The 23,979-nt window shown below is 55.3% G+C and carries 24 protein-coding genes and 1 pseudogene; 9 read left to right on the top strand and 16 right to left on the bottom strand.

The annotated features are described in order from the left end of the window. Nucleotides 1–139 precede the first annotated feature (139 nt). From RMR21_RS18245 to RMR21_RS18235, 3 genes are all read right to left on the bottom strand, one after another. Nucleotides 140–850: a phosphatase PAP2 family protein gene (locus RMR21_RS18245; RefSeq protein ID WP_498671797.1), complete on the bottom strand. Its 711-nt coding sequence runs from the start codon at nucleotides 848–850 to the stop codon at nucleotides 140–142. Nucleotides 851–916: 66 nt separating this feature from the next. Then, the gene (locus RMR21_RS18240; RefSeq protein WP_498671795.1) at nucleotides 917–1,297 is read right to left on the bottom strand and encodes a diacylglycerol kinase; all 381 of its coding nucleotides are present in this window, start codon (nucleotides 1,295–1,297) and stop codon (nucleotides 917–919) included. A gap of 2 nt (nucleotides 1,298–1,299) precedes the next feature. Further along, nucleotides 1,300–2,955, bottom strand: a complete 1,656-nt coding sequence (locus tag RMR21_RS18235; RefSeq protein WP_498670868.1) for a phosphoethanolamine transferase — start codon at nucleotides 2,953–2,955, stop codon at nucleotides 1,300–1,302. 190 nt (nucleotides 2,956–3,145) lie between these two features. Here RMR21_RS18235 and RMR21_RS18230 point away from each other — a divergent pair, with 190 nt between their 5' ends. Then, entirely contained in the window at nucleotides 3,146–3,730 is a 585-nt protein-coding gene (locus tag RMR21_RS18230; protein ID WP_498670866.1) for an ABC transporter ATP-binding protein, read from the top strand. After that, a complete protein-coding gene (locus RMR21_RS18225) occupies nucleotides 3,727–4,518 on the top strand; it encodes an ABC transporter permease (RefSeq protein WP_498670864.1) in 792 nt (263 codons plus the stop codon). The genes RMR21_RS18230 and RMR21_RS18225 overlap by 4 nt, the downstream gene beginning before the upstream one ends. A 227-nt stretch (nucleotides 4,519–4,745) precedes the next feature. Here RMR21_RS18225 and RMR21_RS18220 read toward each other — a convergent pair whose 3' ends face one another. Continuing rightward, complete coding sequence (locus RMR21_RS18220) at nucleotides 4,746–5,462, bottom strand: IS6 family transposase (protein WP_498670863.1); 717 nt, start codon at nucleotides 5,460–5,462, stop codon at nucleotides 4,746–4,748. A gap of 8 nt (nucleotides 5,463–5,470) precedes the next feature. On the opposite strand from RMR21_RS18220, the gene RMR21_RS18215 reads away from it, so the two are divergent. The 4 genes from RMR21_RS18215 to tnpC all read left to right on the top strand — a co-directional run bounded on the left by RMR21_RS18215 (nucleotide 5,471) and on the right by tnpC (nucleotide 8,473). After that, entirely contained in the window at nucleotides 5,471–5,758 is a 288-nt protein-coding gene (locus RMR21_RS18215; protein WP_498671792.1) for a hypothetical protein, read from the top strand. Between the two features lie 259 nt (nucleotides 5,759–6,017). After that, a complete protein-coding gene (tnpA, locus tag RMR21_RS18210) occupies nucleotides 6,018–6,428 on the top strand; it encodes an IS66-like element accessory protein TnpA (RefSeq protein WP_498667442.1) in 411 nt (136 codons plus the stop codon). Continuing rightward, nucleotides 6,425–6,772: an IS66 family insertion sequence element accessory protein TnpB gene (gene tnpB, locus RMR21_RS18205; protein ID WP_498667441.1), complete on the top strand. Its 348-nt coding sequence runs from the start codon at nucleotides 6,425–6,427 to the stop codon at nucleotides 6,770–6,772. Before tnpA ends, tnpB begins: the two co-directional genes overlap by 4 nt. A gap of 45 nt (nucleotides 6,773–6,817) precedes the next feature. Next, nucleotides 6,818–8,473, top strand: coding sequence for an IS66 family transposase (gene tnpC / locus RMR21_RS18200; RefSeq protein ID WP_498667440.1), 1,656 nt, complete (start codon nucleotides 6,818–6,820; stop codon nucleotides 8,471–8,473). A 223-nt stretch (nucleotides 8,474–8,696) separates the two neighbouring features. Here tnpC and RMR21_RS18195 read toward each other — a convergent pair whose 3' ends face one another. The 11 genes and pseudogenes from RMR21_RS18195 to RMR21_RS18145 form a co-directional block, all read right to left on the bottom strand. Beyond that, nucleotides 8,697–9,893, bottom strand: coding sequence for an amidase family protein (locus RMR21_RS18195; protein WP_498670862.1), 1,197 nt, complete (start codon nucleotides 9,891–9,893; stop codon nucleotides 8,697–8,699). Nucleotides 9,894–9,902: 9 nt separating this feature from the next. After that, a complete protein-coding gene (locus RMR21_RS18190; protein ID WP_498670861.1) occupies nucleotides 9,903–10,610 on the bottom strand; it encodes an ABC transporter ATP-binding protein in 708 nt (235 codons plus the stop codon). Then, a complete protein-coding gene (locus tag RMR21_RS18185; RefSeq protein ID WP_498671790.1) occupies nucleotides 10,603–12,231 on the bottom strand; it encodes a branched-chain amino acid ABC transporter ATP-binding protein/permease in 1,629 nt (542 codons plus the stop codon). The genes RMR21_RS18190 and RMR21_RS18185 overlap by 8 nt, the downstream gene beginning before the upstream one ends. 115 nt (nucleotides 12,232–12,346) lie before the next feature. Then, nucleotides 12,347–13,180 (bottom strand): branched-chain amino acid ABC transporter permease, encoded by an 834-nt coding sequence (locus tag RMR21_RS18180; protein ID WP_498670860.1) that lies wholly within the window; start codon nucleotides 13,178–13,180, stop codon nucleotides 12,347–12,349. Between the two features lie 54 nt (nucleotides 13,181–13,234). Then, nucleotides 13,235–14,383 (bottom strand): substrate-binding protein, encoded by a 1,149-nt coding sequence (locus RMR21_RS18175; RefSeq protein ID WP_498670859.1) that lies wholly within the window; start codon nucleotides 14,381–14,383, stop codon nucleotides 13,235–13,237. A gap of 35 nt (nucleotides 14,384–14,418) precedes the next feature. Next, entirely contained in the window at nucleotides 14,419–15,264 is an 846-nt protein-coding gene (locus RMR21_RS18170) for a nitrilase family protein (RefSeq protein ID WP_498670858.1), read from the bottom strand. 196 nt (nucleotides 15,265–15,460) lie between these two features. Beyond that, the gene (locus tag RMR21_RS18165; protein WP_498670857.1) at nucleotides 15,461–16,084 is read right to left on the bottom strand and encodes an ANTAR domain-containing response regulator; all 624 of its coding nucleotides are present in this window, start codon (nucleotides 16,082–16,084) and stop codon (nucleotides 15,461–15,463) included. Nucleotide 16,085: 1 nt separating this feature from the next. Continuing rightward, nucleotides 16,086–17,219 (bottom strand): annotated as a pseudogene (locus RMR21_RS18160) (transporter substrate-binding domain-containing protein). A 598-nt stretch (nucleotides 17,220–17,817) separates the two neighbouring features. Beyond that, nucleotides 17,818–18,717 (bottom strand): hypothetical protein, encoded by a 900-nt coding sequence (locus RMR21_RS18155; RefSeq protein WP_498670856.1) that lies wholly within the window; start codon nucleotides 18,715–18,717, stop codon nucleotides 17,818–17,820. Between the two features lie 321 nt (nucleotides 18,718–19,038). Continuing rightward, a complete protein-coding gene (locus RMR21_RS18150) occupies nucleotides 19,039–19,650 on the bottom strand; it encodes a LysE family translocator (protein ID WP_498670855.1) in 612 nt (203 codons plus the stop codon). A 78-nt stretch (nucleotides 19,651–19,728) separates the two neighbouring features. After that, a complete protein-coding gene (locus RMR21_RS18145) occupies nucleotides 19,729–20,079 on the bottom strand; it encodes a peptidyl-tRNA hydrolase (RefSeq protein ID WP_498671788.1) in 351 nt (116 codons plus the stop codon). Nucleotides 20,080–20,499: 420 nt separating this feature from the next. Between RMR21_RS18145 and RMR21_RS18140 the strand changes: the two genes are divergently transcribed. The 3 genes from RMR21_RS18140 (at nucleotide 20,500) to RMR21_RS18130 (ending at nucleotide 22,291) form a co-directional block, all read left to right on the top strand. Next, complete coding sequence (locus RMR21_RS18140) at nucleotides 20,500–21,021, top strand: MarR family winged helix-turn-helix transcriptional regulator (protein ID WP_498670854.1); 522 nt, start codon at nucleotides 20,500–20,502, stop codon at nucleotides 21,019–21,021. A gap of 74 nt (nucleotides 21,022–21,095) precedes the next feature. Continuing rightward, nucleotides 21,096–21,716, top strand: coding sequence for an FAD-dependent monooxygenase (locus RMR21_RS18135; RefSeq protein WP_498670853.1), 621 nt, complete (start codon nucleotides 21,096–21,098; stop codon nucleotides 21,714–21,716). Between the two features lie 149 nt (nucleotides 21,717–21,865). Then, nucleotides 21,866–22,291, top strand: coding sequence for an FAD-dependent monooxygenase (locus RMR21_RS18130; RefSeq protein WP_498670852.1), 426 nt, complete (start codon nucleotides 21,866–21,868; stop codon nucleotides 22,289–22,291). Nucleotides 22,292–22,504: 213 nt separating this feature from the next. On the opposite strand, the gene RMR21_RS18125 is transcribed toward RMR21_RS18130, so the two are convergent. Further along, complete coding sequence (locus RMR21_RS18125) at nucleotides 22,505–23,791, bottom strand: MFS transporter (protein ID WP_498670851.1); 1,287 nt, start codon at nucleotides 23,789–23,791, stop codon at nucleotides 22,505–22,507. Nucleotides 23,792–23,979: the final 188 nt, after the last annotated feature.

Here is a 23,979-nt window from a genome sequence, read left to right as displayed (position 1 = left end):
AAAAATACCAGTGGGATGCCCAATGGCCCACCGAGTACCGCCGCTTTCGATCTATCTGCACCCTACCTCCAGATGCTTACGGAGGATCGGTGATCTCATTCTCATAAATCTTGGCGCAACCATACCGAATGGTACGCCGTCAAGCGTCGATAGGTCTGGCTTGGGGCCAGAGAAATCTTTGCGCGAGAATCCAGCAAAACATTGCCCAACTGGCCCCTGCACACCATCCGCCGAGCACATCCGTTGGATAATGAACGCCCAGATAGATGCGGCTGAAACCGATGATACCGCTCAGGAAAATGGCAACCGCAATGAAGTAGATGCGCGCGGCCCTCGTCGTTTGAATTCGCGACAGCAGTGCCCCCAGGGTCAGATAGGTGACTGTGGACACCATCGCGTGACCACTGGGAAAGCTCAGATCACGGACGGAGACCAGATGAGGAACGATATCGGGCCGAGGACGCGCAATTCCGATCTTAAGAACCGTGCTGACAGCCCAGCCGCCCACAACGGAAAGAGCGACGAATGCTCCCACCGATCTTTGGCGCACGATGAAAAGATAAATGATCGTCAGGGCGGTTATGAGAAAAAGGGCCGTCGTGCCGCCTAAACTTGTAATGTCGTCGACCACGTGGGTAAGCCAGCCAGGGCCGATTGGAATGGAAAGATCGTCGGCATGTCGAAAGAACAAAAGGATGGATTCGTCGAAGGTGCGGGTTTCACCTTCCAGCATCTCACTCGTCAGCCCGAGGAACAAACCCGTTCCGACCAGTGCCGCTGCGAGCAGGGCAAATATTGCCGGGGGAACGCCGTTCAGCGCGCCAGACGTCCAGGATTTGACCGTTCGCATCCGTTTGGTTTCTCCGTGTCCAGACCGATCATTCTGCATTGCAAATCTCCAGCATCGCCAGCCTGATCACACGTACAGATATTTGACCAACAGGCTGTACCCAAGAAGCAGACCGTTGAGCGACAGCAGGCAGAACACGGCGAAAGACCCAAGGTCTTTTGCATGTCTTGCGGTCGTCGAAAACTCTGGCGATATGCGATCAACGATCTCCTCGATCGCGGTGTTCAACGCCTCGACGGCGATGGTCAGTAAGAATAGACCGATCGCAATTCCGAAGATCTCGATTGGCACAGCCAAAAGAAAATAGATCACAAGAAGGACGCCAAAAGCCAAAACTTCATGGCGAAACGCCGCTTCCTGCCATGCGCGTTTGGCCCCGCCTGCGGAATAGCGGGCAGCGGCGAAGAAATGCTCCAGCCCGGTCAGTTTTCGGAACTCGGGAGCCATGCTCATGATGGCCTCCCACTCTTGCAGGCGCCAAAGACATCGAGGTCCGGATCGTAAACGGAGGTGGCGATGTTCATCATGCCGAGAATGCTGTGGAAGAAATTATCGTGTGAGTAAGCTCGCAGCCCCGCATCCTTGACCAGGCAGCTCTTGTCCAGGCCCATCGATCTGGAAAAATCACTGTCGAACCATACCAGAAACGGAACATGCGTTTGCTCCGCTGGAGCAATGATATAGGGAGCACCATGCAGATAGAGACCGTTTTCCCCTAGGGATTCACCGTGATCAGAAGCATAAATCAAACCGGTCGCAAGCTTGTCCGACCGAGCCTTCAACCTGTCGATAAGCGTCGCGAGGAAATGATCGGTGTAGAGGACCGTATTGTCATAGGCGTTGACGATCTCGCTGTCCTTGCATTTGCTGAGTTCCGACGTCTGGCAGTCGGGCATGAACTTTCTGAACTCTTCGGTGTATCGCCTGTGATAGGTCGGCCCGTGGCTGCCCATTTGATGGACGACAACGACGCTGTCTTTGCTGATGGTGTCGAGCCATGCATCGATCTTGTCGAAGAAGATGCTGTCCAGGCATTCGCCTTCCTCGCAAAACTTCGGGTCGTTGGTTTCAACGAGATTCTCGAAGGGAACACGCGTTGCCACGCCCTTGCTCCCGGTGTTGTTATCCCACCATCTGACATCGACGCCTGCATGTGACAGGACATCCAGCACGTTCTCGTTCGCCAGACCCTTCTTGTGGGAATAGTCGGCGCGGGTGAATTGCGAGAACATGCAAGGAATGGAGGTCGCTGTCGCGGTCCCGCAGCTCGTTGTGTTTGGAAAATAGACGATATCGCGTTTCGCAAGTTCCGGATTGGTAGCGCGACCGTAACCATTCAGAGAGAAGTTCGCGGCCCGCGCCGTCTCGCCAGCGACGATGATGGTCACACGCGGTTTTGTCACTCCGTTCAACGCTAGGCTGACCTTCGCATCACGTCCCGACGGCGCGACGACGATCTGTGCTTCCGCCCCTGCTTGCGTGAAGAAGCTTATCGCACCAGCGATAGGAGTAACGGGATTGAGGCTCTTGACCAGATCTTTGTGCTGTCGAATTGCAGTTGTGTATGTCTTGGAGTTGGCAAAGGCGGCAAGCCCGAACACGACGAAGTAGCCCGCGATCGCCAATGTGTTCCGCACCAGTTTTTGCGGAAATGGACGATGTTTCACCCGCACCCAGCATATGAAAAGAACGGGTAATACGGCAAACAGGATCAGATGCCAGATGAAACCTTCCGTCATGAGGTTCCCGGCCTCGGCTGGCGTGGTCTGGAAGGCATTGCGAACCATGTCGCTATCGACGATGACCCCGAACTGATCCATGAACCAGGATGCTGTCGCGGCAACAAAGATCAAAAACGCCAGAACCGGTTTGAAGAGGTATTTGACCGAGAAAAAGCTGATGATTGCGATAAAGACCGCACTGATCCCGACATACAGCCCGACAATGGCAAATGGATTTGCCGCAAGATAGGCATGAACCTTTGCCCAGAATGTTAAGTTGGCAGATGCGATCAGGTAAATGCCAACGATCGCACTGAGTGTCAGGCTCCCAAGCTCAAGGCGGCGAAATCCAGATTTTTTCTGTTCAACTGCTGTCTTCGTCAATACGATAGCCACCCTACATCAACACCATGCATGCACTGGCAGAAGCGGCCAGCATCTGACGGGTGATGGAGAGTGAAGCTGACATAAGCCTGAACGAGTGACAAATTAGGCTTTAGTAAATGTCATTGATAATCAATATGATGCATATCCGTTGACCAGTACCACTTCCGTTATCTGACCCGGAGAACACATGCCTTCCATTCTCTCGGCACGAAGCCTGCGATATCTGAACGTGGGTCCGTTCGACCTCGATGTCGAGACAGGGACTTGTCTGGCGATTACCGGTCCGTCTGGCGTTGGAAAGTCCGTTCTTCTGCGTATGCTTGCAGACCTGATCCCACATTCCGGCTCCACAAGCCTTGATGGTGAAAAGTGCAGCGACATGCCTGCTCCGCTGTGGCGTCGTGCAGTCCGCTATCATGCATCCGAGCAGGGATGGTGGGACCGCACGGTCGGGTCCCACTTCACCACTGGAAAGAGCAGAGAAAGCGGAAAAGTGCTTGGGCTTCGAGACGGCATATTCGACGAACCGCCTGACAACCTGTCGACAGGCGAGCGGCAACGGCTTGCCTTTCTGAGATCGATCGAGAGCACGCCCCGCTTTCTTTTGCTTGACGAGCCGACCTCCGCACTCGACCGGGCATCAACCCTCCAGATGGAAGGCATGATCAAAGACCTGCTCGACAGGGACGTCGGCGTGGTCATTGTGTCCCACGACGCCGATCAAGTGGAAAGGGTCAGCACTGAGATTTTCAGGATCGGAACTCCTCAATGAGTGGGATGACGTCCGGGCTTGTTGAGCTTTCTATCGCGGGCGGACTTGTTCTGCTCTGCGCGGCTATGTCACTTGCCATGTCGCTGGGACTGCATCGCCAGATCCTGGTGTCGGCAACCCGCATGGTTCTGCAGCTCTGGCTGATCGGGCTGGTCTTGCGGACGCTGTTTGAACCGTCCAACACCGCATTCACGGCTGCCCTCCTCGCCGTGATGGTGGCTGCTGCAACTTACGAAGTCAGCGCCCGCCAGAAGCGGCGGGTCCGCGGTATCTGGCACGTCCTGATCAGCGGCGCAGCCGTCAGCATATCGACCGTCCTTATCGCGGCGTTTGCCCTGGCGACCCTTGCCACAACCGATGACTGGACTTCGCCTCGCATCATGATTCCGATCACCGGCATCATTCTCGGCACATCCATGAATTCGGCAAGCGTCGCACTGAATACTCTATTCAGCACGATCGCCAGCCAACGGGCAGCGATCGAGGCACAGTTGGCGCTGGGATATAGCAGACGGAAGGCCGTCACACCCATCATGCGCAGCGCCATCCACGCTGGCGCGATACCCATCATAAATCAAATGGCTGGTGCCGGCATCATCACCCTGCCCGGTATCATGAGTGGCCAGATACTGGCTGGTCAGGATCCCATGTCCGCCGCCCGGTCACAGATCTTTTTGATGTTTCTTCTGTGTGCCGCGTCGGTCGCAAGCATCCTGATTGCAGTATTTCTGGGCCTCTATCGGCTCACCGATGAACGGCATCGCCTACGTCTCGACCGTTTTGGATAGACGGCAAAGTGACTATCCAAAAGCTCCAGAATCTATTTGGAGTGTCGATCTGGTTGATCGACGCGACTATGGGTTCCGGGGATGTCTTGATTATTGTGCTTGTGCTCTTGAAGGGATATGCACAACCAACATTGCACATGGAACGTGCCAGAAACTCACACGTGGTAGCCTGACAAGCATCGTAAAGTTTAAGGACTGGTGTCAAAGGTCTCGGCCGTCGCTCTCGCTTATGCTGCCTGCAGGCGTGCGATCTTATTCCACATTTGCATGGCCGCGGCTCTCAGTTCGCGGTGATGGTGGGACGGGACATCGTGGCGTGGAATATGGAAGAGATTGGCGACCGGGTCATGAATGGAGACGAAACGCTGGAGATGTCGGGCTGACTTGAAGCCCTTCATGATCCGCTCTCGCCGTCGTGTCGGTTGATGGGAATTCTCCGCCCAGTTATTAAGCCCTTTGTGTGAACGATGATCGACGCCGGGCATGATGTCTTGCTTGGCAGCGCCGTAGGATCGCAGTTTGTCAGTGATCATGACGCGAGGCGAATGGCCCTGTCCTTTCAAGAGCTTTCGCATCAAACGTTTGGCGGCCTTGGTATTGCGGCGGCTCTGCACCAGCACGTCGAGAACGAAGCCATCCTGATCGACAGCCCGCCACAGCCAGTGTTTCTTGCGGCCAATAGAGATGACGACTTCATCGAGGTGCCACGTGTCGCCGAGCTTTCCGGCTGAACGCCGCCGGATTTCATTGGCAAAGTGGCGCCCGAATTTTTCGGCCCAAAGACGGACTGTCTGGTGCGAGACAATAATCCCGCGCGCCGCCAGTAAGTCTTCGACCATCCACAAGCTGAGCGGGAAACGAAGATAAAGCCAGACGGCATGAGCAATCACTTCAGTTGGGAACCGGTGGCGGCGATAAAGGGGATCACGAACGGCTTGGGTCATGCCGAAAGATCGCACACGCCAATCGCCGACCGGTTAACGTTACAGTGCCCCTCGAACTGATCGAAGAAGTGACGGCCAACTCGGACAACATCTCCGAAGGCGAACTGGTTTACGTCAGCGATGGCACTGAAGATGGCACGAAGGGTCTGACCGAGAACGGCATCAAAGAACTTCAAAGCCTACTTGCCGACATCAGGACGTGGGACGGCGGTATCCGCGAGTTCCTCATCGACACACAGTGCGATCCTGAAATAATCGGCCGCATCATGGCCGATGAGATGAAGCGCAGCCTTTAGATTCCATCTCTCGAAACCCGAAAAATGCTTTCGCCGGACGCTCACCATGAGATAGACTGTCGAACTTACTAAAAATTCTGTCAAAAATAGATTGGCAGCGAATCAGAAGCAGGTATCAGTGCCGATACGTAGAATTTTCGCTGAGAATCCCAACATTAAGACGATAATGTGTTAGAACATCGTAAGCCCACGGTGAGGGCCGTCTTGCGAGGTTGATGCGAACATCGGAAGTCCTAGTGCAAACACTAGGAGTAGTCCTATGACCAAGCATCCGATTGAAGTGATCACGTCTGTCGAGCGCCGTCGGCGCTGGTCTCGCGAGGACAAAGAGCGGCTGGTTGCAGCCTGCCTTGAGCCTGGTGCGGTTCTTTCCGAGATTGCCCGTGCGGCCGGCATCCACGTTAGCCAGCTCTTTCGGTGGCGCAAGGAACTCTGCCGGATCGAGGAGCCGTCGAAGCAGGTATCGAGCACCTTGGTGCCCGTGATCGTTTCGGAGGCCGCGCCGGCAGCCCAGCCCGCCGCCTTAGAAGCGCCAGCCCCATCGCAACCCCGTCGGAAGCGTAGCGATGTGACGATTGAGCTGGGCCGCGATCGCCGTGTCCGCGTGGACAGCGACATAGACGCGGAGGCGCTTGGCCGCATTCTCGATTGTGTGCTGGGGCGACGATGATCCCTGTTCCTGCTAGTGTGAAGGTCTGGTTGGCAACCGGCCATACGGACATGCGCAAAGGCTTTCCCGGTTTGTCGCTGATGGTGCAAGAGACGCTGAAGCGCGATCCGATGTGCGGGCATCTGTTCGTCTTCCGGGGTCGTGGCGGCGGCCTGATCAAGGTCATCTGGCATGATGGCCAGGGAGCATGCCTGTTCACGAAGAAGCTGGAACGGGGACGCTTCATATGGCCGTCGGCGGCCGATGGGACGGTCGTGATTACGCCGGCGCAGCTCAGTTATTTGCTGGAAGGTATCGACTGGCGGATGCCAAAAAAAACGTGGAGACCGACCTCAGCCGGATGAGCAAAAACGCTGGAATCGCTGGATAGAATATGATTCCATCAGTCCATGAACGATACGGCCGAACAGCTTCCCGACGATCTTGCCAGCGCACTTGCGGCCCTGGCGGCGGAGCGTGCCCGGCGTGTTGCTGCCGAGGTAGAAGCAGCGACTGCCAAGGCAGAAGCCGCCAGTGCAAAGGCGCTCGTGTCGCACTCCGAGGCGCTGATCGCGCGGTTGAAGCTGGAGATCGAGAAAGTCCGCCGGGAGCTTTATGGCAGTCGCTCCGAGCGCAAAGCGCGGCTTCTCGAACAGATGGAACTGCAGCTCGAGGAACTGGAGGCTGATGCTGGCGAAGACGAGCTCGCGGCGGAGATGGTTGCCAAGGGCTCGACCGTTAGGGTCTTCGAGCGCAAGCGTCCGTCACGCAAGCCGTTTCCCGAGCATCTGCCACGCGAACGTGTCGTCATTGCTGCCCCAACAAACTGTTCCTGCTGCGGCTCGGCCAAGCTTTCGAAGCTCGGTGAGGATATCACAGAGACGCTGGAGGTCATCCCGCGTCAGTGGAAAGTCATTCAGACCGTGCGGGAGAAGTTCTCCTGCCGCGAATGCGAGAAGATCACGCAGCCGCCAGCACCCTTCCACGTGACGCCGCGCGGCTTTGCCGGCCCGAACCTTCTGGCGATGATCCTGTTCGAGAAGTTCGCCCAGCATCAGCCGCTCAATCGCCAAAGCGAGCGCTATGCCCGAGAGGGGATCGACCTCAGCCTGTCGACGCTTGCCGATCAGGTCGGCGCGTGCGCCGCGGCCCTGAAGCCAATCCATTCGTTGATCGAGGCCCATGTCCTGGCCGCCGAGCGACTGCATGGCGACGACACGACCGTACCGATCCTGGCGAAGGGAAAGACCGATACGGGCCGCATCTGGACCTATGTCCGGGATGACCGGCCGTTTGGCGGGCTGTCACCGCCAGCAGCTCTGTTCTACGCGTCGCGAGACCGGCGACAAGAGCATCCCGTACGCCACCTGAAGGCCTTCTATGGCATTCTGCAGGCGGATGCTTATGGCGGCTACAATCCGCTGTTCAAGGTAGATCGCGATCCCGCGCCTCTGCGCCAAGCACTCTGCTGGGCACATTCACGCCGAAAGTTCTTCGTGCTGGCCGACATCGCCGCGAACGCCAAACGTGGCAGCAAAGCTGCGCCGATCTCGCCAATGGCATTAGAGGCCGTCAAACAGATCGATGCCCTGTTCGATATCGAACGGGAGATCAACGGTCTTGCCGCCGAGCAGCGTCTGGAGCGCCGCCGCAAAGACAGCCAGCCACTCGTAGAAGAGCTGCATGACTGGCTCCAAACCGAGCGGGCAAAATTGTCGCGCAGTTCTCCCGTCGCCGAGGCGATAGATTACATGCTCAAGCGATGGGATGGCTTTACGTCATTCCTCGATGACGGTCGGATTTGCCTGGCGAACAATGCTGCCGAACGAGCGCTCAGAGGCTTTGCACTCGGCAGGAAGTCATGGCTGTTTGCCGGATCGGATCGTGGTGCTGAACGTGCGGCGTTCATGGCGACACTGATCATGAGCGCCAAGCTCAATGACATCGACCCGCAGGCCTGGCTTGCAGACGTCCTCGCCAACATTGCGGACACGCCGATCAGAAGGCTTGAGCAACTCCTGCCGTGGAACTGGACACCCAAGACGCTGAGTGCTCAGGCGGCCTGACCTGCGGCCTTCGCCGGATGCTTACATTCTAGTAGCTGACGGACGCATAACGTCATCAGATGAGTGACGAAACTGAGTGACTTAGAGGTGGAGCGAACACAGGTTTTGGGGCAAGAGCGAACCTTAAATCATTTGTTAAATTTGAGGCAGGTGAGACCGGGGAATTAAGCAGGCGGTTGGTTCCAATCCTTTCAAGGTGCAAACCAATTTCTACGAAGCTAAATTACATCGGAGCTTTTCTGCAGGAGTTCTCATAAGTGCGGCGACCAAAGATCCGGTTTGCCATCACTACAAGAGAACGGTCAGCGCCAACCGCACCTACCAGTGAAAGGGAAAAGCTTTGCGATGCGTTGAATACAGGGAACGCCAGTTGCGGATAGCCGCCGAGGCCTGCAAGGCATAGAAGCCTGATGTTGGCTGACCGAAATGTATCAAACTGTCCCGCAGTTGCGTCACGAGGAGGCGCTTTCATAGCCAATGTAGGCAACGCCAGTATTTTGCTGTCGGCGAGGAGGTGGGATGTTTCGTTTCGAAATTTGCTTCGAATTCTGCGCGCTTCTTGCACGTCTGTTGCGTCAAGACGCGACCCTGCGACAAGGCGTGCAGCAATGTCGGGCGCTATGGTGGCGCCATGCTTCTTGAAGAACGCTTCATTGGTTTCCCACGCTTCACTTTGTAGTATGGTGACGAAAGCAGTGGCGAGATCGTTGAGGCTGGCTGAAGCAATGGAGCGAATGGTTTGGATATGCTGGCCAGTCGTCTGCAGGATAGTGAGGATGCCGTCGGCAATACTGGCATCGACCGATTGTAGAATATCCTCCGCAATGACAATAGATGACGACCTCGCCTGGACCGAAGGCAATCTGACGGCGTCCATGACTGCGGTCATCGCGTCCAAGTGTGCCGTGACAAAGCTTGGAACGTCGAAGCTGGGTGCAAGTGGACGCAAGCCCTCTGTTCTCAGACTGCCGTGCGTTGGCCGCCACCCAACCAGCCCCTGGATTGCGGCGGGGAGTCTGATTGAGCCAGAGGTATCCGTTCCAAGTCCGATATCTGCGAGATCTGCTGCAACCGCGACGGCCGACCCGGAAGACGACCCTCCAGGTATCGCACCGGGATCTCTCGGATTGACCGGCATACCAAAATGAACATTGTTGCCGAGCAAGGAATATGCGAGTTCGTCAGTATTGGCCTTGCCCACGAAATCCGCGCCTGCATCAAGTAAGGTCTGTACGAGTGGAGCGGTTTTCGTCTTGATTCCGGATGACGCCAACAGCATCGCATTGCCGGCTGCCGTCGGGTAGCCGGCGACATCGAACAAATCCTTGACCGCCAGCCGAAGCCCGCACAAAGGACCGGTCGTCGCGCATGCCACCTCTGCGTACGGGTAAGGTGCGAACGCATTCCACCGGTCCTCCATCAATGCCTCCTAGATTTTCAGATGCTGCATGACGCGACCGACGCTATCGGCGCTATTCACGCTGATTTCCTGGATAGCACCGAGCTTGAGAATGCCCCATCGATCCGCAACCGAAAGTGCGAAATCTAGGTTTTGCTCGACCAAGAGCACAGTCGTGCCGCGCCTCTCTCTGTCGTCTTTTAAAGCCCTTGCAATATTCTGGACGACCGAAGGCTGAAGGCCCTCGGAGATTTCGTCGATCAGAAGCAGCCTCGGGCGCAGCATGAGCGCGCGCGAGAGGATGAGCATCTTCTGCTCGCCGCCCGATAGTGTGCCGGCCTTTTGGTCAAGACGATCCTTCAGGAACGGGAAGTAGCCGTAGACTTGATCGAGCGCATCACTCAGATGCTTGTCGCTTCTGAGCGCCAGACGCAGATTGTCGCGGATCGAAAGATCCTGGAAAAGTGGCAGCTCCTGCGGGGCGTAGCCGATACCTGAAGCGATCAGTTCCGCCGGTTTCCGTCCGGCGATCGACGCACCGTCGACCTTTATTGTTCCGGTACTTGTGCGCAAGAAACCAAGAATGGTTTTCAACAGCGTGGTCTTGCCCATCCCGTTCTTGCCGAGCAGCGCAAATATTTCGCCTGAGGGAATGGATAGTGATACACCGTTGACGATGTCGACAGCGCCATACCCGCTCCCTACGCCCTCGAGCTCGAGCTTTGCAACCTCAGCCATGGGCGCCTCCTGAGTAAATAGTGCGGACGGTTTCGGAATTAACGACTTCCTCCACAGTGCCGTCGAGAATGAGCCTACCTTGGTGAAGAACGACAATGCGGCTCGATATTTCTCGGACAAAGTCGAGGTCGTGCTCGACTAGGATCGCGGCAAAGCCCATCTCATCGGTCAACTTCTTTAATATCGTTCCTATCGTCATCCGTTCAGTCTTGGTGAGGCCTGCTGTAGGTTCATCAAGAAGAATGACGCGCGGCTGTAGCGCAACGACCATCGCCAGTTCCAGTGCTTGCCGTTGGCCGTGGGAGAGCAGCGAGACCGGCTTGTCGAGCATATCGGCCATGCCGGTCAATTGGAGGATTTCAACGGCTGGGGCAGGTAGGTCGATATCAGGGAGGGAGCGCAAGGCGCTAGGCGACCGATGGCTGAAACGCGCCATCTTCATGCATTCGCCGATCGTCATGCTGTCGAAGATGCTGGCAACCTGGAACTTACGTCCCACACCCAGTGCGACGATGTCCTGTGGGGCGCAGCCTTCGATATTCTTGCCGAGAATTTGGATATAACCTTCAATCTTTTCTTTACCGTCTGAAAGGCAGCGCATCAGAGTTGTCTTGCCCGCGCCGTTGGGACCAACAAGGCTTACCAATTCGCTGGCCCGCACTTCCAGATCAATGCCCTTGAGTACCGAAAGCGCCCCATAGGATTTGCCAAGGTCGCGTACGGACAGCAGGCTGGCGTCGCCAGCATTTTTATCGAGAGGTTGCATAGGGATGGCACTTAGCTTGATCTTACCTTTGCCCACCTTGAAAAAGCGGGTCGCGAGTGAGGCAAGACCACCCGGCAGAAAGATAATCATCACGACGAAGAGGCTACCGACGATCAGTTGCCACAGGAATGGCAGATCCCCAGACAAATTGGCGCTTAGATAATCAATTCCGATCGCGCCGAAGATTGGGCCGACGATTGTTCCCCGGCCGCCTAGCGCCGTCCAAACCACAAGTTCGGTCCCAAAAACGAAACCTGCATTCTCTGGTGCGACGACACCCGAAGCATTTGCAAAAAGGAATCCGGCAAGTCCGCAAACACCTGCGAGTACCGCAGTCAGCATAATCTTGACCCTTGCCGGGTTCATTCCAAGATACGAAACGCGCGCCTCGTTATCCCGCACCGCGGCCAGCAGCCGCCCGGCGTCAGACCGAACGAAGATGATGGCCAATACCGCGAAGATGGCGAGGCATGCTCCTGTCAGCCTGAAATATCCCGCGAGACCCAGAGGGAGCGTGTCATAGCCGACGAGCCCGCTGGAGGATCCCGTCCAGACGCCACCTGAAAACACGATCTGCGTGACGACGATAGGGACCACGAGTGAGATCACGGTTGCATAAAGCGGGGTCGATGCATGGTAGAAAGAGAGCCATCCGACGGCGAGCCCGAAGATAAAGGGAATGAGGATTGATGCGACGAGCGCCAGCACGAAAAATTCGGGGCTGGAGCCAAGGTGGGTGAGCACCATCGCGGTGGCGTAGGCGCCAATCCCGAAGAATGCGGCTTGCCCGAAGGTCAGCACGCCTGTGTAACCCCACAGAAGATCCACGGTGATCGCGAGCATCGCGTAGATCATCGATCGCGTCAGCACATTGAGGCTGAAGCGACCGAGGAACGCCGGCCCGAAAGCGATAAGAAGAACAGCACCAATCGCAAGTGCTGCGAGGAGGATCAGGCGGATATTGCGTCTGTCAGACACGGGCGAATCCTTTCGGGCGGATGCGCAACGTCACGGCGCACAGAACGGCAACGGTCATGCCGCCGATAACGGGGCTGAGATAGATGCTGACGAGGACCTGGGCGGCCCCGAAGACGAGACAGGCTGCGGCCAGTGCACCAAAAGACGAGCCTGCAACCATGACCAGCATGAAAGCTCCGGTCAGCCATGCGACGCCCATGTTGGGATCCACGCTGGTCAGCGGTGCGAGCAATACCCCTGCAAGGGCAGCGAGACCGGTACCGATCATGAATGTCGCTAAGCGCACCTTTTCAGTGTCGATGCCGAGCGCGCGCGCCAAGGTTTCGTTCATAATCACGGCTCTCGCGGAAAGACCGAGGCGCGTACCGTCCAGCAGAAAAGCGAAGTCGAGGCCGAGCGCCAGTGCTGCGCCGATAGCAAAAAGACGATAGAGCGAGTAGCTGACGTCAAATGCAGTGACTGCGCCAGCCAACAGGGCTGGCGTAAACTGAACATCGCGGCCAAACCAGAGCGTGATCAACTGGCCGATGACGATGCCGAGACCCCACGTCGCCAGGATGGCGTCCAGTGGGCGGCGATAGAGTGGCCGGACAATAAAGTGTTCGGTCAACCCACCGAGAACCGCGCCGGCCACAAAGGCAAGTGGAAGTGCGAACCAGGGGTTGAGGCCCAAACCGGCGGCGACAACGGCACAATAGGCACCAATTGTAAGCCATGCTCCATGGGCGAAGTTAATGATCTTCAGCACGCCGAAGATTGCCAGCAGCCCTGCGGATACGATGAACAGGATGGCTGCGGTACTGAGTATATCGAGGATGAGTGTCAAATCGGAACTCCCAAATGCTGGAGGCGGGGCACAAAGGCCCCACCTCGCGCAAGATCACAGGTTGGGGCACTGTGCGCCTGGATCGACTGACTTGAAGCTGTCCACGACGACGACACTCCCGTCGTCCTTCACTTCACCGAGATACATGTTCAGTGGGGCATGGTGCTGTTTGCTCATCGAGATCTCGCCACGAGGGCCCTTGAACGAAACAGATGGCAATGCATTGATGACGCCGGCCGTTTCCGTCGAGCCTGCCTTTTCCACCGCTGCCTTGTAAAGGTAGATCGCTTCATACTGCGGAACGGAAAGATCGTTTGGCGTGCGCAGGTCCTTGCCAAATTTCTTTTCCATAGCGGCTAGAAACGTTTTGTTCTCAGGGCTGTCGATGCCAGTGACGTAGGAAGCAGAAAGGAAGATGCCCTTGGCCTCGCCACCCATGCTCTTGGCAGTACCTTCGTCGACGGCAAGATTGCCGTAAGGAACGTTGATTCCGGATGAGCGCAGTTGCTTGGTCAATGTAACGTTTGGCGCACCGCCGGCCGTCGAGGTGATGATTGCATCCGCGCCGGCCGATTTCACCTTGGAGAGAATTGCGGTCCAGTCACTTCCATCCATTGGAAGGTATTCTTCGCCGACAACTTCCGCCCCGGCTTTCGTGATGTAGTCCTTCGCGAAAGTCAGCATGCCTCGACCGAAAGAATAATCGGAACCGATGAGGAAGAACTTCTTAGCGCCCTGCTTTTTGATGAAATTGTCGACGACGGGTGGAACTTGCTGTTCCGGTACCCAGGCATTTATGAACAAGTTTGCATTGCACGACTTTCCTTCATAGAACGACGTATAAATGTAGGGTATGTCGCCTTTGCTGATGATAGGCAGACCCGCATTGCGCGCAGCACTTGTCTCCATCGAGATAACGACGTTGACTTCCTTCTGAAAGACCAGCGAGTCGAAGGCTTTCTGTGCACCGGCCGCGCCGGAAGCGTCGTCTGCGATCTCGAGTTCCAACTGGCGGCCGAGAACGCCACCATTGGCGTTGATTTCCTCCACGGCAAGTTCTGCCGCCTGAACGACCGAGGGTGCAACGACGCTGTTAGCGCCGGACAATCCCACCGGAACGCCGATCTTGATCGGATCTTCAGCATAGGCGACCGTGGTAAATGCCGTGGAAGCCAAAGTAAGCGCGATGATTTTAAGTTTCATTTTGTTCCCCTGTTCTTGGTTGAGCTGGCTTGAAGTCAGCCGTAGACATCGGCCCGGCGATCACCGAGCAGATGATTGTGGTCGTTGAGTGCGCGGGTTTTCGCGACACCCGACAGATCTATTTTAGCAACGAGGAGCTCCTCCCCATCCGCGCTGGCCGGACCGGATATTGGCCAGCCGTCAGGCCCAATTATCAGGCTGTTGCCGATAAAGCGTTGACCACGTTCCGTACCTGTGCGGTCGGCGCAGGCAATGAAGAGGCCGTTTGTGTGAGCCGCTGCCTTATGAAGGATGTTCGCCATCGGTTCAGCGTCGCTTTCGGCGCCTGCCATAGGAACCCAGTTTGTTGGCACGCAAACGAGCTCTGCTCCGGCCAGCGCGAGCGAACGAAATGTTTCCGGAAACCAGCCATCGTAGCAGATGGCGATGCCTACCCGTCCGAACGGCAGGTCGAACACGGGCAACCCGATATCACCTTTGTGGAAGTAGCGGTGCTCGTTGTTCCAGAGATGAAGCTTGCGATACTTGCCGATGAACCCCTCCGGTCCACAGATCATCGCGGAGTTATAAGATTTGTCGCCGTCGCTTTCCGCAACGCCGCTAACGATATAGATCGATAGCTCGGCTGCGATTTGACACAGAACCTCTGCGCCTGGACCGCCCGGAACCGCACCCGAGAGGGCTCTCACCTCTTCGGCATCAACGAAATTGTAGCCGCTCACGGCCAGCTCCGGCAAAACGACAATGTCGGCGCCAGCAACTTTGGCGGTTTTTACAAGCCGATTTATTGCAGCCAAGTTACGGTCGCTCTCGCCTACGATCGGCTCGAACTGCACGGTCGCAACCGTCAAGAGGCGTGAGGTAGAAGTCTCGGGAACCAAAGTTGTCTCCAAACGCAAAAAACCTCTGGCACGGAAATCAATCCGTGAACCAGAGGCTACGTAGCCAATATGTGAAAGCGGCAGCCCTGCCGCTGAGCAATCTTGCTCGTTGTCACAACACTTTCATAGAACTGTACCAATCGTCAAGTAAGACCGGAAATAAATTATTTATCTTTTAAGACAATGAGATGATTGTTTATGTGCCTGTTTTTCCACCGATCGACAGACCAAGGCTCTTCATGGTTTCCTGCGCTGCAATGATCGATTCAGCCACCGCCGCAATCGGCACCCGCTTCGAAGTCGCCTGATCGCGGAGGAGTTTGTAGGCTGCCTCCTCGTCGAGACCGTTCAATGTTCGCAACGCCGCCACTGCCCTATCAACCAGACGACGGCCCTTCAAAGTGTCTTCCAGTTTCTGAACCTTGCCAGCCAACCGCTTCTCGTAGCTTTGCCGATACCGTGCAAGCGCGAACTGCGTCAGGATGCCGAGTGGTCGCAACGGCTTGCTGATGACGCCATGGGCATTCAGGTCGATGATTGCCTGCAGGATGGTCGGGCTTTCGTAGGTGACGACTGCGATAATTGCGGCCTGCTGTTGCTCTGTGATTTGTAATGCGTGTTCCGTCTGCACCTCGTCTACAAGCAGGAAGAGAGTATCGACGTCCGGTGGCAGGACGGAGGGAAGCGGCCAGGTTGCGCGCACTTCGCAGCCGAGACGTTTGAGGTGGGCGACAAGGGTGTCGCCGTCCTCATCGCGTGGATGAACGACGAGAACGCGCGCGCGGCGCAAATCCTGCATGATCTTACCGGGTCCCGCCATATTAGGCCTCCAGCCAGACGTCTTCGAAACGAGAAGCGGTGAGGTACGGATCGGGACGAACCGGTCCTGGTGCCTGCCACACAATATCGAACAGGCCATCGGCCCGGGCCATTCCGATGCGCGGATGGAGCCACAGATGCCGCGTATCGGCATCGAAGCTTAACTGCCCCTCTGGCGCAGGATAATCTTCGGCAAGTATCTCCTCTGAAATGCGGTGCGCTTCCAATGAACCTGAACGAGCCAGAGCGCGAGCAAAAAGATGTACTTGTGCATAGGCCGGTTGCGATCAAATGCTCGTCGTCACATCTGCACCAAAACGCGCCTTAAACGCACGCACAAACTCAGTATTCGCCGCAGTTTCCACCGTCTGGAAATAGGTAGCCGACAGAATATGTCCTGTGCAAAGATCGGCACCAATTTCGCGGATTTCCGTCTCTGCCATCGTCAGACTTGCGATGGGGGTCGTCGTGCGGTCGATCCCGGCCTCCGCATACATTCTGTAGAACTTCTGCGCGGAGCGGCCGATAATCGTCGAAAAGATCGCATTCGGCTTGAGGCGCTGTATGTCACTTATCACCGATCGTAGGGTTTCTTCGTCGGCGCTGATGGGTATGTAACGCTCACTGACAATTTCGCCGCCCTTCGCCTCTACAATATCGCGCATGACCCGGTTGGATTCACGGGGGTAGATATAATCAGCGCCTATAAATAGGATGCGGGGGCCATATGCAGTCAACAGGTATTCAGCGAGTGCAAAGGTATTCTGATTGAGCGTCGCACCCGTATAAATGACATTCTCTGAATATTCGAATCCTTCATACATCGACGGATAAAACAGGAGCCCGTTGTGACGTTCAACGATCGGCAGGACTGCTTTGCGACTTGCTGACATCGAACCCCCGAAGATGATGTTGACGTCATCATCGGTAAGCAGCCGACGCGCGAGATTGCGGTAGGCAGAATTATCTCCACCAGGATCGTAGGCAACCGGTACGATAGGTTTTCCCAGCACGCCCCCGGCCTTGTTAATCTCCTCAATAGCCAACGCCGTTCCGAAAAAATGCTCGCTTTCGGTGATCTCTGTCGCACCGCTGCGCGAAAAAAGCACACCCACACGCCACTCGCTAATCGTCATATTGCCTCCCGAATCCAATATTATTTTGGAGCGTCACTACAAACTTTTTCAGGCTTCTGCACTTTGTTTGCAGAAGCAGATCCAAGGAGCATACCTCAATTTTTTTTGGAAGCATGGCAATCTGTAATGGGTACCTCCTTCTACAAAGAGATAACTCACCAAATTGTTGTTTTGTGACGCAAACTAAAGCTTAGTATTCAGCAGTGACGTACCGCTTTTTTAAAGCACAAGCATCTGATTTATCTGATGTCGCCCCTTTTCAGTCATAGGTTCGATTCTCATCAAGGCGGAGTGCAGAATGTCTACGTTCAGCCCAAAGCAGAAAAATGAGTTGTTTCGAGCAAAAGTTCAGCTAGGCTTTTCCAGTCGGCGTTTCGATTCAGAGATCAAATGACAAAACATTTGCCAAGTGTTTTAGGGGGCATCGCAGCTGGCCTATCAGCGTTGCTTGCGGGTAATCTAGACGCCACATTTTGGTTATCGTGCATTGCGGCGGGATGCGGAGGTTTTGCGGGCACCTACCTCGGCCAGAAGCTCATTGGCTAAGGGACTCCTTCGAGGGCGCAATGACCACTGCTGGCGCAGCTACGCTGGCTCGTCAGCCACAAGCCCAATCGAACTTCATGTCGCAGAAATCGAGTTGTGCATTGCCTCCGCCAAAATTGTACCCGCCGAAATACTCATCAAATTCGATGTAGTATGGGCTGAACGCGGGGATGTTCTGCGCCGGCCGCATCGTGCCGCCGATATGCGCGTCTTTATGATCCTTCGCCCAATCGTGTATCCGAAATGCGTCTTGCACGCGTTGGCGTCCTTCCTCGGTGTCGGTTGCGATCTCCACCGGATCCTCGGCCCAGTAAAAATACGACTGATAGCCCGAGTTGTCGTTTTCCCAATCCTCGCGCGGCGGTACTCCGGCATTGAGATCGCTCTTACGCGGTATCCAGCGAATGGCCCGATTATACATCACATCGCGTGGCGGTTTCTCGCCGAGGATCCGCTTGAGGTAGTTATCTTGCACGGTCTCATCCAGGCCGATCATTTTCCAATGCGATGCGGCCGCGCCTAGGGTCATCCAATTCGGCTTTCGGTCGGTCTCGATTTGAGATCCCGGCGGCTGACAGAGAGGGCCGTCAAATTCGGCTTGCGTCAGCAGGATCAGTGCATATTCGCACCCGAGAATGTCCTGCATGCGATGAAGCCGGGGATGACCCTGGATGGCCTCGACCTTAGCGCGTGCACTTTTGACTTCGAAAAATGCCCCGTCGCAATGATCGGGAGCCGTAGCAAAGAAGCTCAAGGCTACTATTTCTAATCCATGAACGCGATAATCTTCCGGCAGCAATAAGGTAAAGCCGTGCATCAGCGGGTAGCCATTGTTCGGATCGAGCGGCCATCGCTCCGGTGTGATACCGGGTGGCAGGCCGAACACCCATCCGTGGCAGTCAGGCCCGCGATCCGCCGGACGCGGGAGCATCTCGATGTCATATGCTATCATCGTGCGGCTTCCTTATACCGATTTCTGCGTCAATTGGATCCTAATTTTTACAACGTGCTAAAATCACAATTACAGCGACGCTTCTTTTTCCGACATTTGTGACGTTGAAGAATAGGGAGTTTTGCGGCACTCGCAAAGTCTGCTTCTGGCGCGAAGCGAAAGACGCCTTTTGGCCCAAACCAGTCATTCGCCGCCGGAGCAATTGCCGTGAAACCCTGCTATTTGCTGGAAAATCGCCGTCGTTGAAAAATCAGTATAATTTCTGTCGCGAAAGTCGGCCGCAAAAGTCAGAGTTTAGCGACTGACTTTTGCGAAACATAACTACCGTATAGCGATCGCGGCCGCGGCTAATACCATCGCAGCCCCGCTGATCTTGTTTATGCGGCGAATTGCCCGACTGTTTCGTAGAAAGTGCCGCGCCTTCGACGCTAAAAATACCCATGACAGATCAACAACGACCAGAGTGGCGAGCAGGGTTGCCACCAGTTGCATCCATCCCATCGCCGTCACGCTTTGCATATCAATTAGCGAAGGCATGAGGGTTAGGTAGAAGAGCATGTTTTTTGGGTTGCCAATCGAGATCGAAAGGCCTGAGAGGAAGGCTTTCACCCCGCTCCCCCTCACCGGCAATTCTCCAGTGCGAACGTCAGGTTCGGCCGTAAACAGCGCCCATGCGAGGTAGAATAGGTAGATGACCCCTACCCATTTAATAATTTCGAAAAGGACGAGAAAACTAGACGCTAGCGCGGCTAAACCCGCGAGTGCAACGCTGAGCCAGATCGCCTCGCCGACCCAGATTGCGATTAGGAACGGCAGAACATCGCGAGCACCACGAGACAGTACCCGCGCGACGAGTGCTGCAACAGTTGGGCCGGGGCTGATGCTGTCCGCGATCAATGCTCCGGCGAAGATCAGAAACGCCATAGGGGTCATATAGCCAAGTTACCATGTACGCGCGGAAAGGCTAGCTGTGTCCGCCCACGTACGAATATTACGACTCGTGACATTGCGCTACCAGTCATGGAAGAGGCTCAGGCCTAATACTCGCTTTGGAAGATCGTCCCGGTAGCAAGGGCCTACTGCACCAATAGTAAGAGTCGGCTGCTCAAAGAATGTCAGCCCTGCATCTCGGATCGACACGGCAATAAGACCTGCCGCTTGGCAAGCGCTGACGCACTTTAAAAGCTGTGCCTCGTTTTTGACGCCAAGTGCGATCTTGCTTTGCGCATGGTTCATGTACGTCTTGACGATATTAGGATCACGTTCATATGACATCCATAGGCAAGTCCAGTACCCATGCCCAACCCGCGCGGCGAACTTACCTAGGGGCATAGGTAAATCCCTCCGAACAAACAGCCACATGCGAAGTTCTGAGCGTTCCATGTCAGCGCGCAAGGCTATCAGGGCCATAATTTCGATCCGCCCTTGACGATTGCCGCCCGGCTATATTTCGGTTGTCGCGAAATTCCCAATTCAAGTTGCACTTGTTTAACTGACTTCTGCGACGTCGCAGAATAGTTCATTTTGCGACAGCCGCAATGTCCGGTGTTGGCGGATACTGTTGAAAAACTCTGCTGAGCAAACACAAGGCCAACCGCCGCCTTAACCGTTGGGATGTATTTCCGCTGATCCGAGCAGAGGAGAATATGTTTGCGAGAGAATGGCAGTGAAGCTGCCCATGAGCAATTCCATTTCAGCTAAAACCTACGAGAGGCTTCCCGCCGGAGTTTTTCAACAGTATCGGCGCTTCTCTGTCATGACGGCCATTGGCCCAAAGCGGCCATGCAGAATTTACTGCAGGTTCGCTTGATCAGCGATAGAATGGTTAAATCAAATGAATTTAACCAGAAAATCCGAATGAAAAAAAATGAAAATATCCATCCTGAAGCTGCCGTTGCTCCTGGCTATCTGGCAAATCATGCAGAGCGTGTGTTTAACCGGTCGGTAGATAACGCGTTGCGATCCCATGGAATATCGCTGACCCTACTTGGCCCTCTGCTATGGTTGTCCTGGCGCGGGCCCATGCTCCAAAGAGACCTCGTAAAAGCATCGGCCGTGAAGCAGCCCGCGATGGTCGCGACACTCGACAAGTTGGAAGTTGCAGGCTTTATTGAACGTACTCCCGTCCCCGCGAATAAGCGGGCCTCAACAGTGAGCATCACGCCATTCGGACAAGAAGTGGCGGCGCGTGGACGACAGGTCTTACTCGACACAAATGCACGAGGAATGGAGGGCTTCACAACTGAAGAGGCTATGGTTTTCGTCGCGATGCTCCAACGCTTTATCGGCAATCTAGAGCGATGAAGCTCATTATATCACTTGTGATGTTTACTTAATATCACGCATGATATAATTATCCGGACAACACGAGTATCTGCATGTCCAATAAAGTCCTTATTAGTGGTGCGAGCGTCGCAGGCAACACGACGGCTTGGTGGCTATCTCGATATGGCTCCGAAGTCACGGTAATCGAAAAGGCCGCCGCATTTCGCGAGGGTGGCCAGAACGTCGACGTTTGTGGGGCTGGCCGCGAGGTGTTGCGCAGGATGGGCCTTGAGCAAGCGGCGCTTGATCTCACGACTGGAGAGGCGGGCACAGACTGGGTAGACGAGAATGACAACACAATTGCGCGGTTTGCCGTAGCCGATATCGACGACGGGCCGACTGCCGAGCTAGAGATTATGCGCGGCGATATTGCCCGGATGATCTATGACCCGGCAAGCCAAAGAACGGCCTATCGGTTTGGTGAAACGATACAGGCTTTGGAGCAGGATGCCTCAGGCGTCACCGTGCACTTTGCAAGCGGTAAAAGCGAACGTTATGACGTCGTAATTGCCGCAGAGGGTGTTGGCTCACCGACCCGGGACAAAATATTTCCAGACGAGAACAAGCCGAAGTGGATGGACATTACCATTGCATACTTCGGCATTCCCAAGACGGCCGATGACGGCGAGTTCTCACGCCAGTACAACACCATCGGTGGTATAGGTGCACGCTGAAACCGGGTCGCAAAAACAATGTCCATGTTTACATGGGCATGCAGAAAAAGCCTGAGGGCGAGAATGAGTGAAGCACCGAGCGTCAGAAGCTGTTCCTGAAGGAAAAATTCTCTCATGCAGGATGGCATTTTCCGCGCATCCTAGACGGCATGTTCAAGACTGACGATTTCTATTTCGATGTCCTGCGCCAGGTACGGATGGATCGGTGGTCTGACGGCCGCGTGGTGCTGACGGGAGATGCTGCCTGGCGCGCCACCCCATTGTCGGGTATTGGAACGACGCTTGCGGTCATCGGCGGCTATGTTTTGGCGGGCGAATTGTCGAAGACGGATGATCTTCCATCTGCGCTTGCAGGATACGAACGCGTTATGCGGCCATTCGTTAAGGAAGGGCAAGGAGTACCGAAAATTGTGCCCCGTATGCTCTGGCCTCACTCCCGTCTTGGTCTGGCTGTCCTTCGTGGTACGATGCGCGTAGCCGGGACACCATTAGTTCGAAAGACCTTTTCGAACTTGTACCTCAGGGACTCGAAGAAGATCGAACTTCCCGATTATGCCGACGCATCGACGATATGAGGGTTTATGCCAACCCGACAGCATGGGAAAATTTCCGACAAAACCTCTAATTCGACTTTCTCTCCAAACTAGCAAGAGAGAGTCGTGTCCGCTTTGTGGTAATGTTGCCAGAGGCGGCCATTGGCCCGAAGCGGACCTTCGTGTCACCTGCAGCGAGAGGCAGCAGGGGGGCCACTTAGCGTGATGCTGCGTAGCAAATTAATGTCGGCTATGTCATTCTTTTGGCCGTAGCCTTCTGACCAACACACCCATCAGAAGCATCGCAGTCAAAAGGAAGGTTGCCCCAACCATCCACGCGGTGGGCGTTGTGTAAGCCTCGGCAACAGCTCCTATCAAGACCAAGCCAAACGCAGCCCCCAATTGCTGCACGAGTGAGCGCAATGACAGCATTGTAGACCGCTGTCGATCTTCAACGCAGGAATGCAGAATGCTACTGGCAGGCGTTTCACTCGCGCCCAAGATCACTGAGTAAAGGATGAAGATTGCAACAAAGCCCATGATATTGTCTTGTAGCGCCAACGCGATTTGAACGGCTGCAAGACAGGCAAAAGTCACTGATAATGTCATAGCGTGACGGCGTCTGAAAATCCGACTGATTTGGGAAGACAGCGACGCTCCGAAAGCAATTGAGAAGAAATAGGTCGCCGTCAGTGCGCCAACCACAGAATTCGCGTAGCCATCATCCAGCATGGGTTTTGCGTGGGTTGGCCAGATCACTTCGACCGGGTTTGTCGCCATCAAGAAAAAGGCAAGCGCCACGAGTAGAATCGACAGCGTGCGGTGTTTCAAGGCGAGCAGACCCGCATCTTTGATCACGTGTGGAACGTCTGTGAACCCCTTTATGAGTGCCTGAAGGTTCAGCGAACGCCGTTTTTCCGAAATGGCAAAGACGGTGTAAGCAAACACAGCCAACATCAAAACGAAACTTACAGCGTAAGAGACGTCGTAAATACTGAACCCCAGTCGAACGGCGACTGAGCCGAAGGCATCCGGCAACAGACCTCCAAAAATGGCACCGAAAGCCAATCCCATCGCATTGGCAAACTGGGCTTTTGCGAGAGCAGGTTGAACATCAACGTTTGGAGCCATGGCTATGAAACTCTCGACAAACCAAGCATCCAGAGTGCCTGAGCGCAGTGCGCGTCCAAAGCCGATGAAGGCAAACGATAGGGCCAGTACGTAGAAGTCGTGTGACGACAAGAAGAGAGCCAGAGAGATCAGGCTTGCAACGACCGCAGACAGGAAAACGGGCTTGCGTCCAACGTTGTCCGCCAGCCCACCAAATGGTAATTCCGCAGCTATGGTCGTCAGCGAGTAGATGCCAAAAAGGAGCGAAATCTCGAAAAGGTCCATGCTCCGGTCGTTTAGAGCCAATGCGACAACGGCCACCGTCAGACCCATCGCGAAACGATCCAGAAACTGGTGGACTTGAAATACCCGAATATGGCGCTGAGCGGACCGCGTGAGCGATTGGAATGAGAATTCTAGGTCGGTTGCCATGTTCGTAGCATCGTCTACGCTTGCACCAAATACAATAGATGTGCTGACCCGCAGTCAGCCAACGCCTCGCGTAAGCGGTCATTGGCGTTCTTGCCGCGAGCTCACACTTTGTCCGCAATTGGGCGCAGTCGGCCCGAAGCTGCGATTTTGGCCAACTCGAAGAACGTTGTGGGAACACGGCGTGGAGG

The organism is Agrobacterium sp. rho-8.1 (assembly GCF_033957725.1).
Lineage (GTDB): Bacteria > Pseudomonadota > Alphaproteobacteria > Rhizobiales > Rhizobiaceae > Agrobacterium.
Note: the sequence above shows the minus strand (reverse complement) of the source record. Positions and strands in the feature narration are given on the sequence as shown.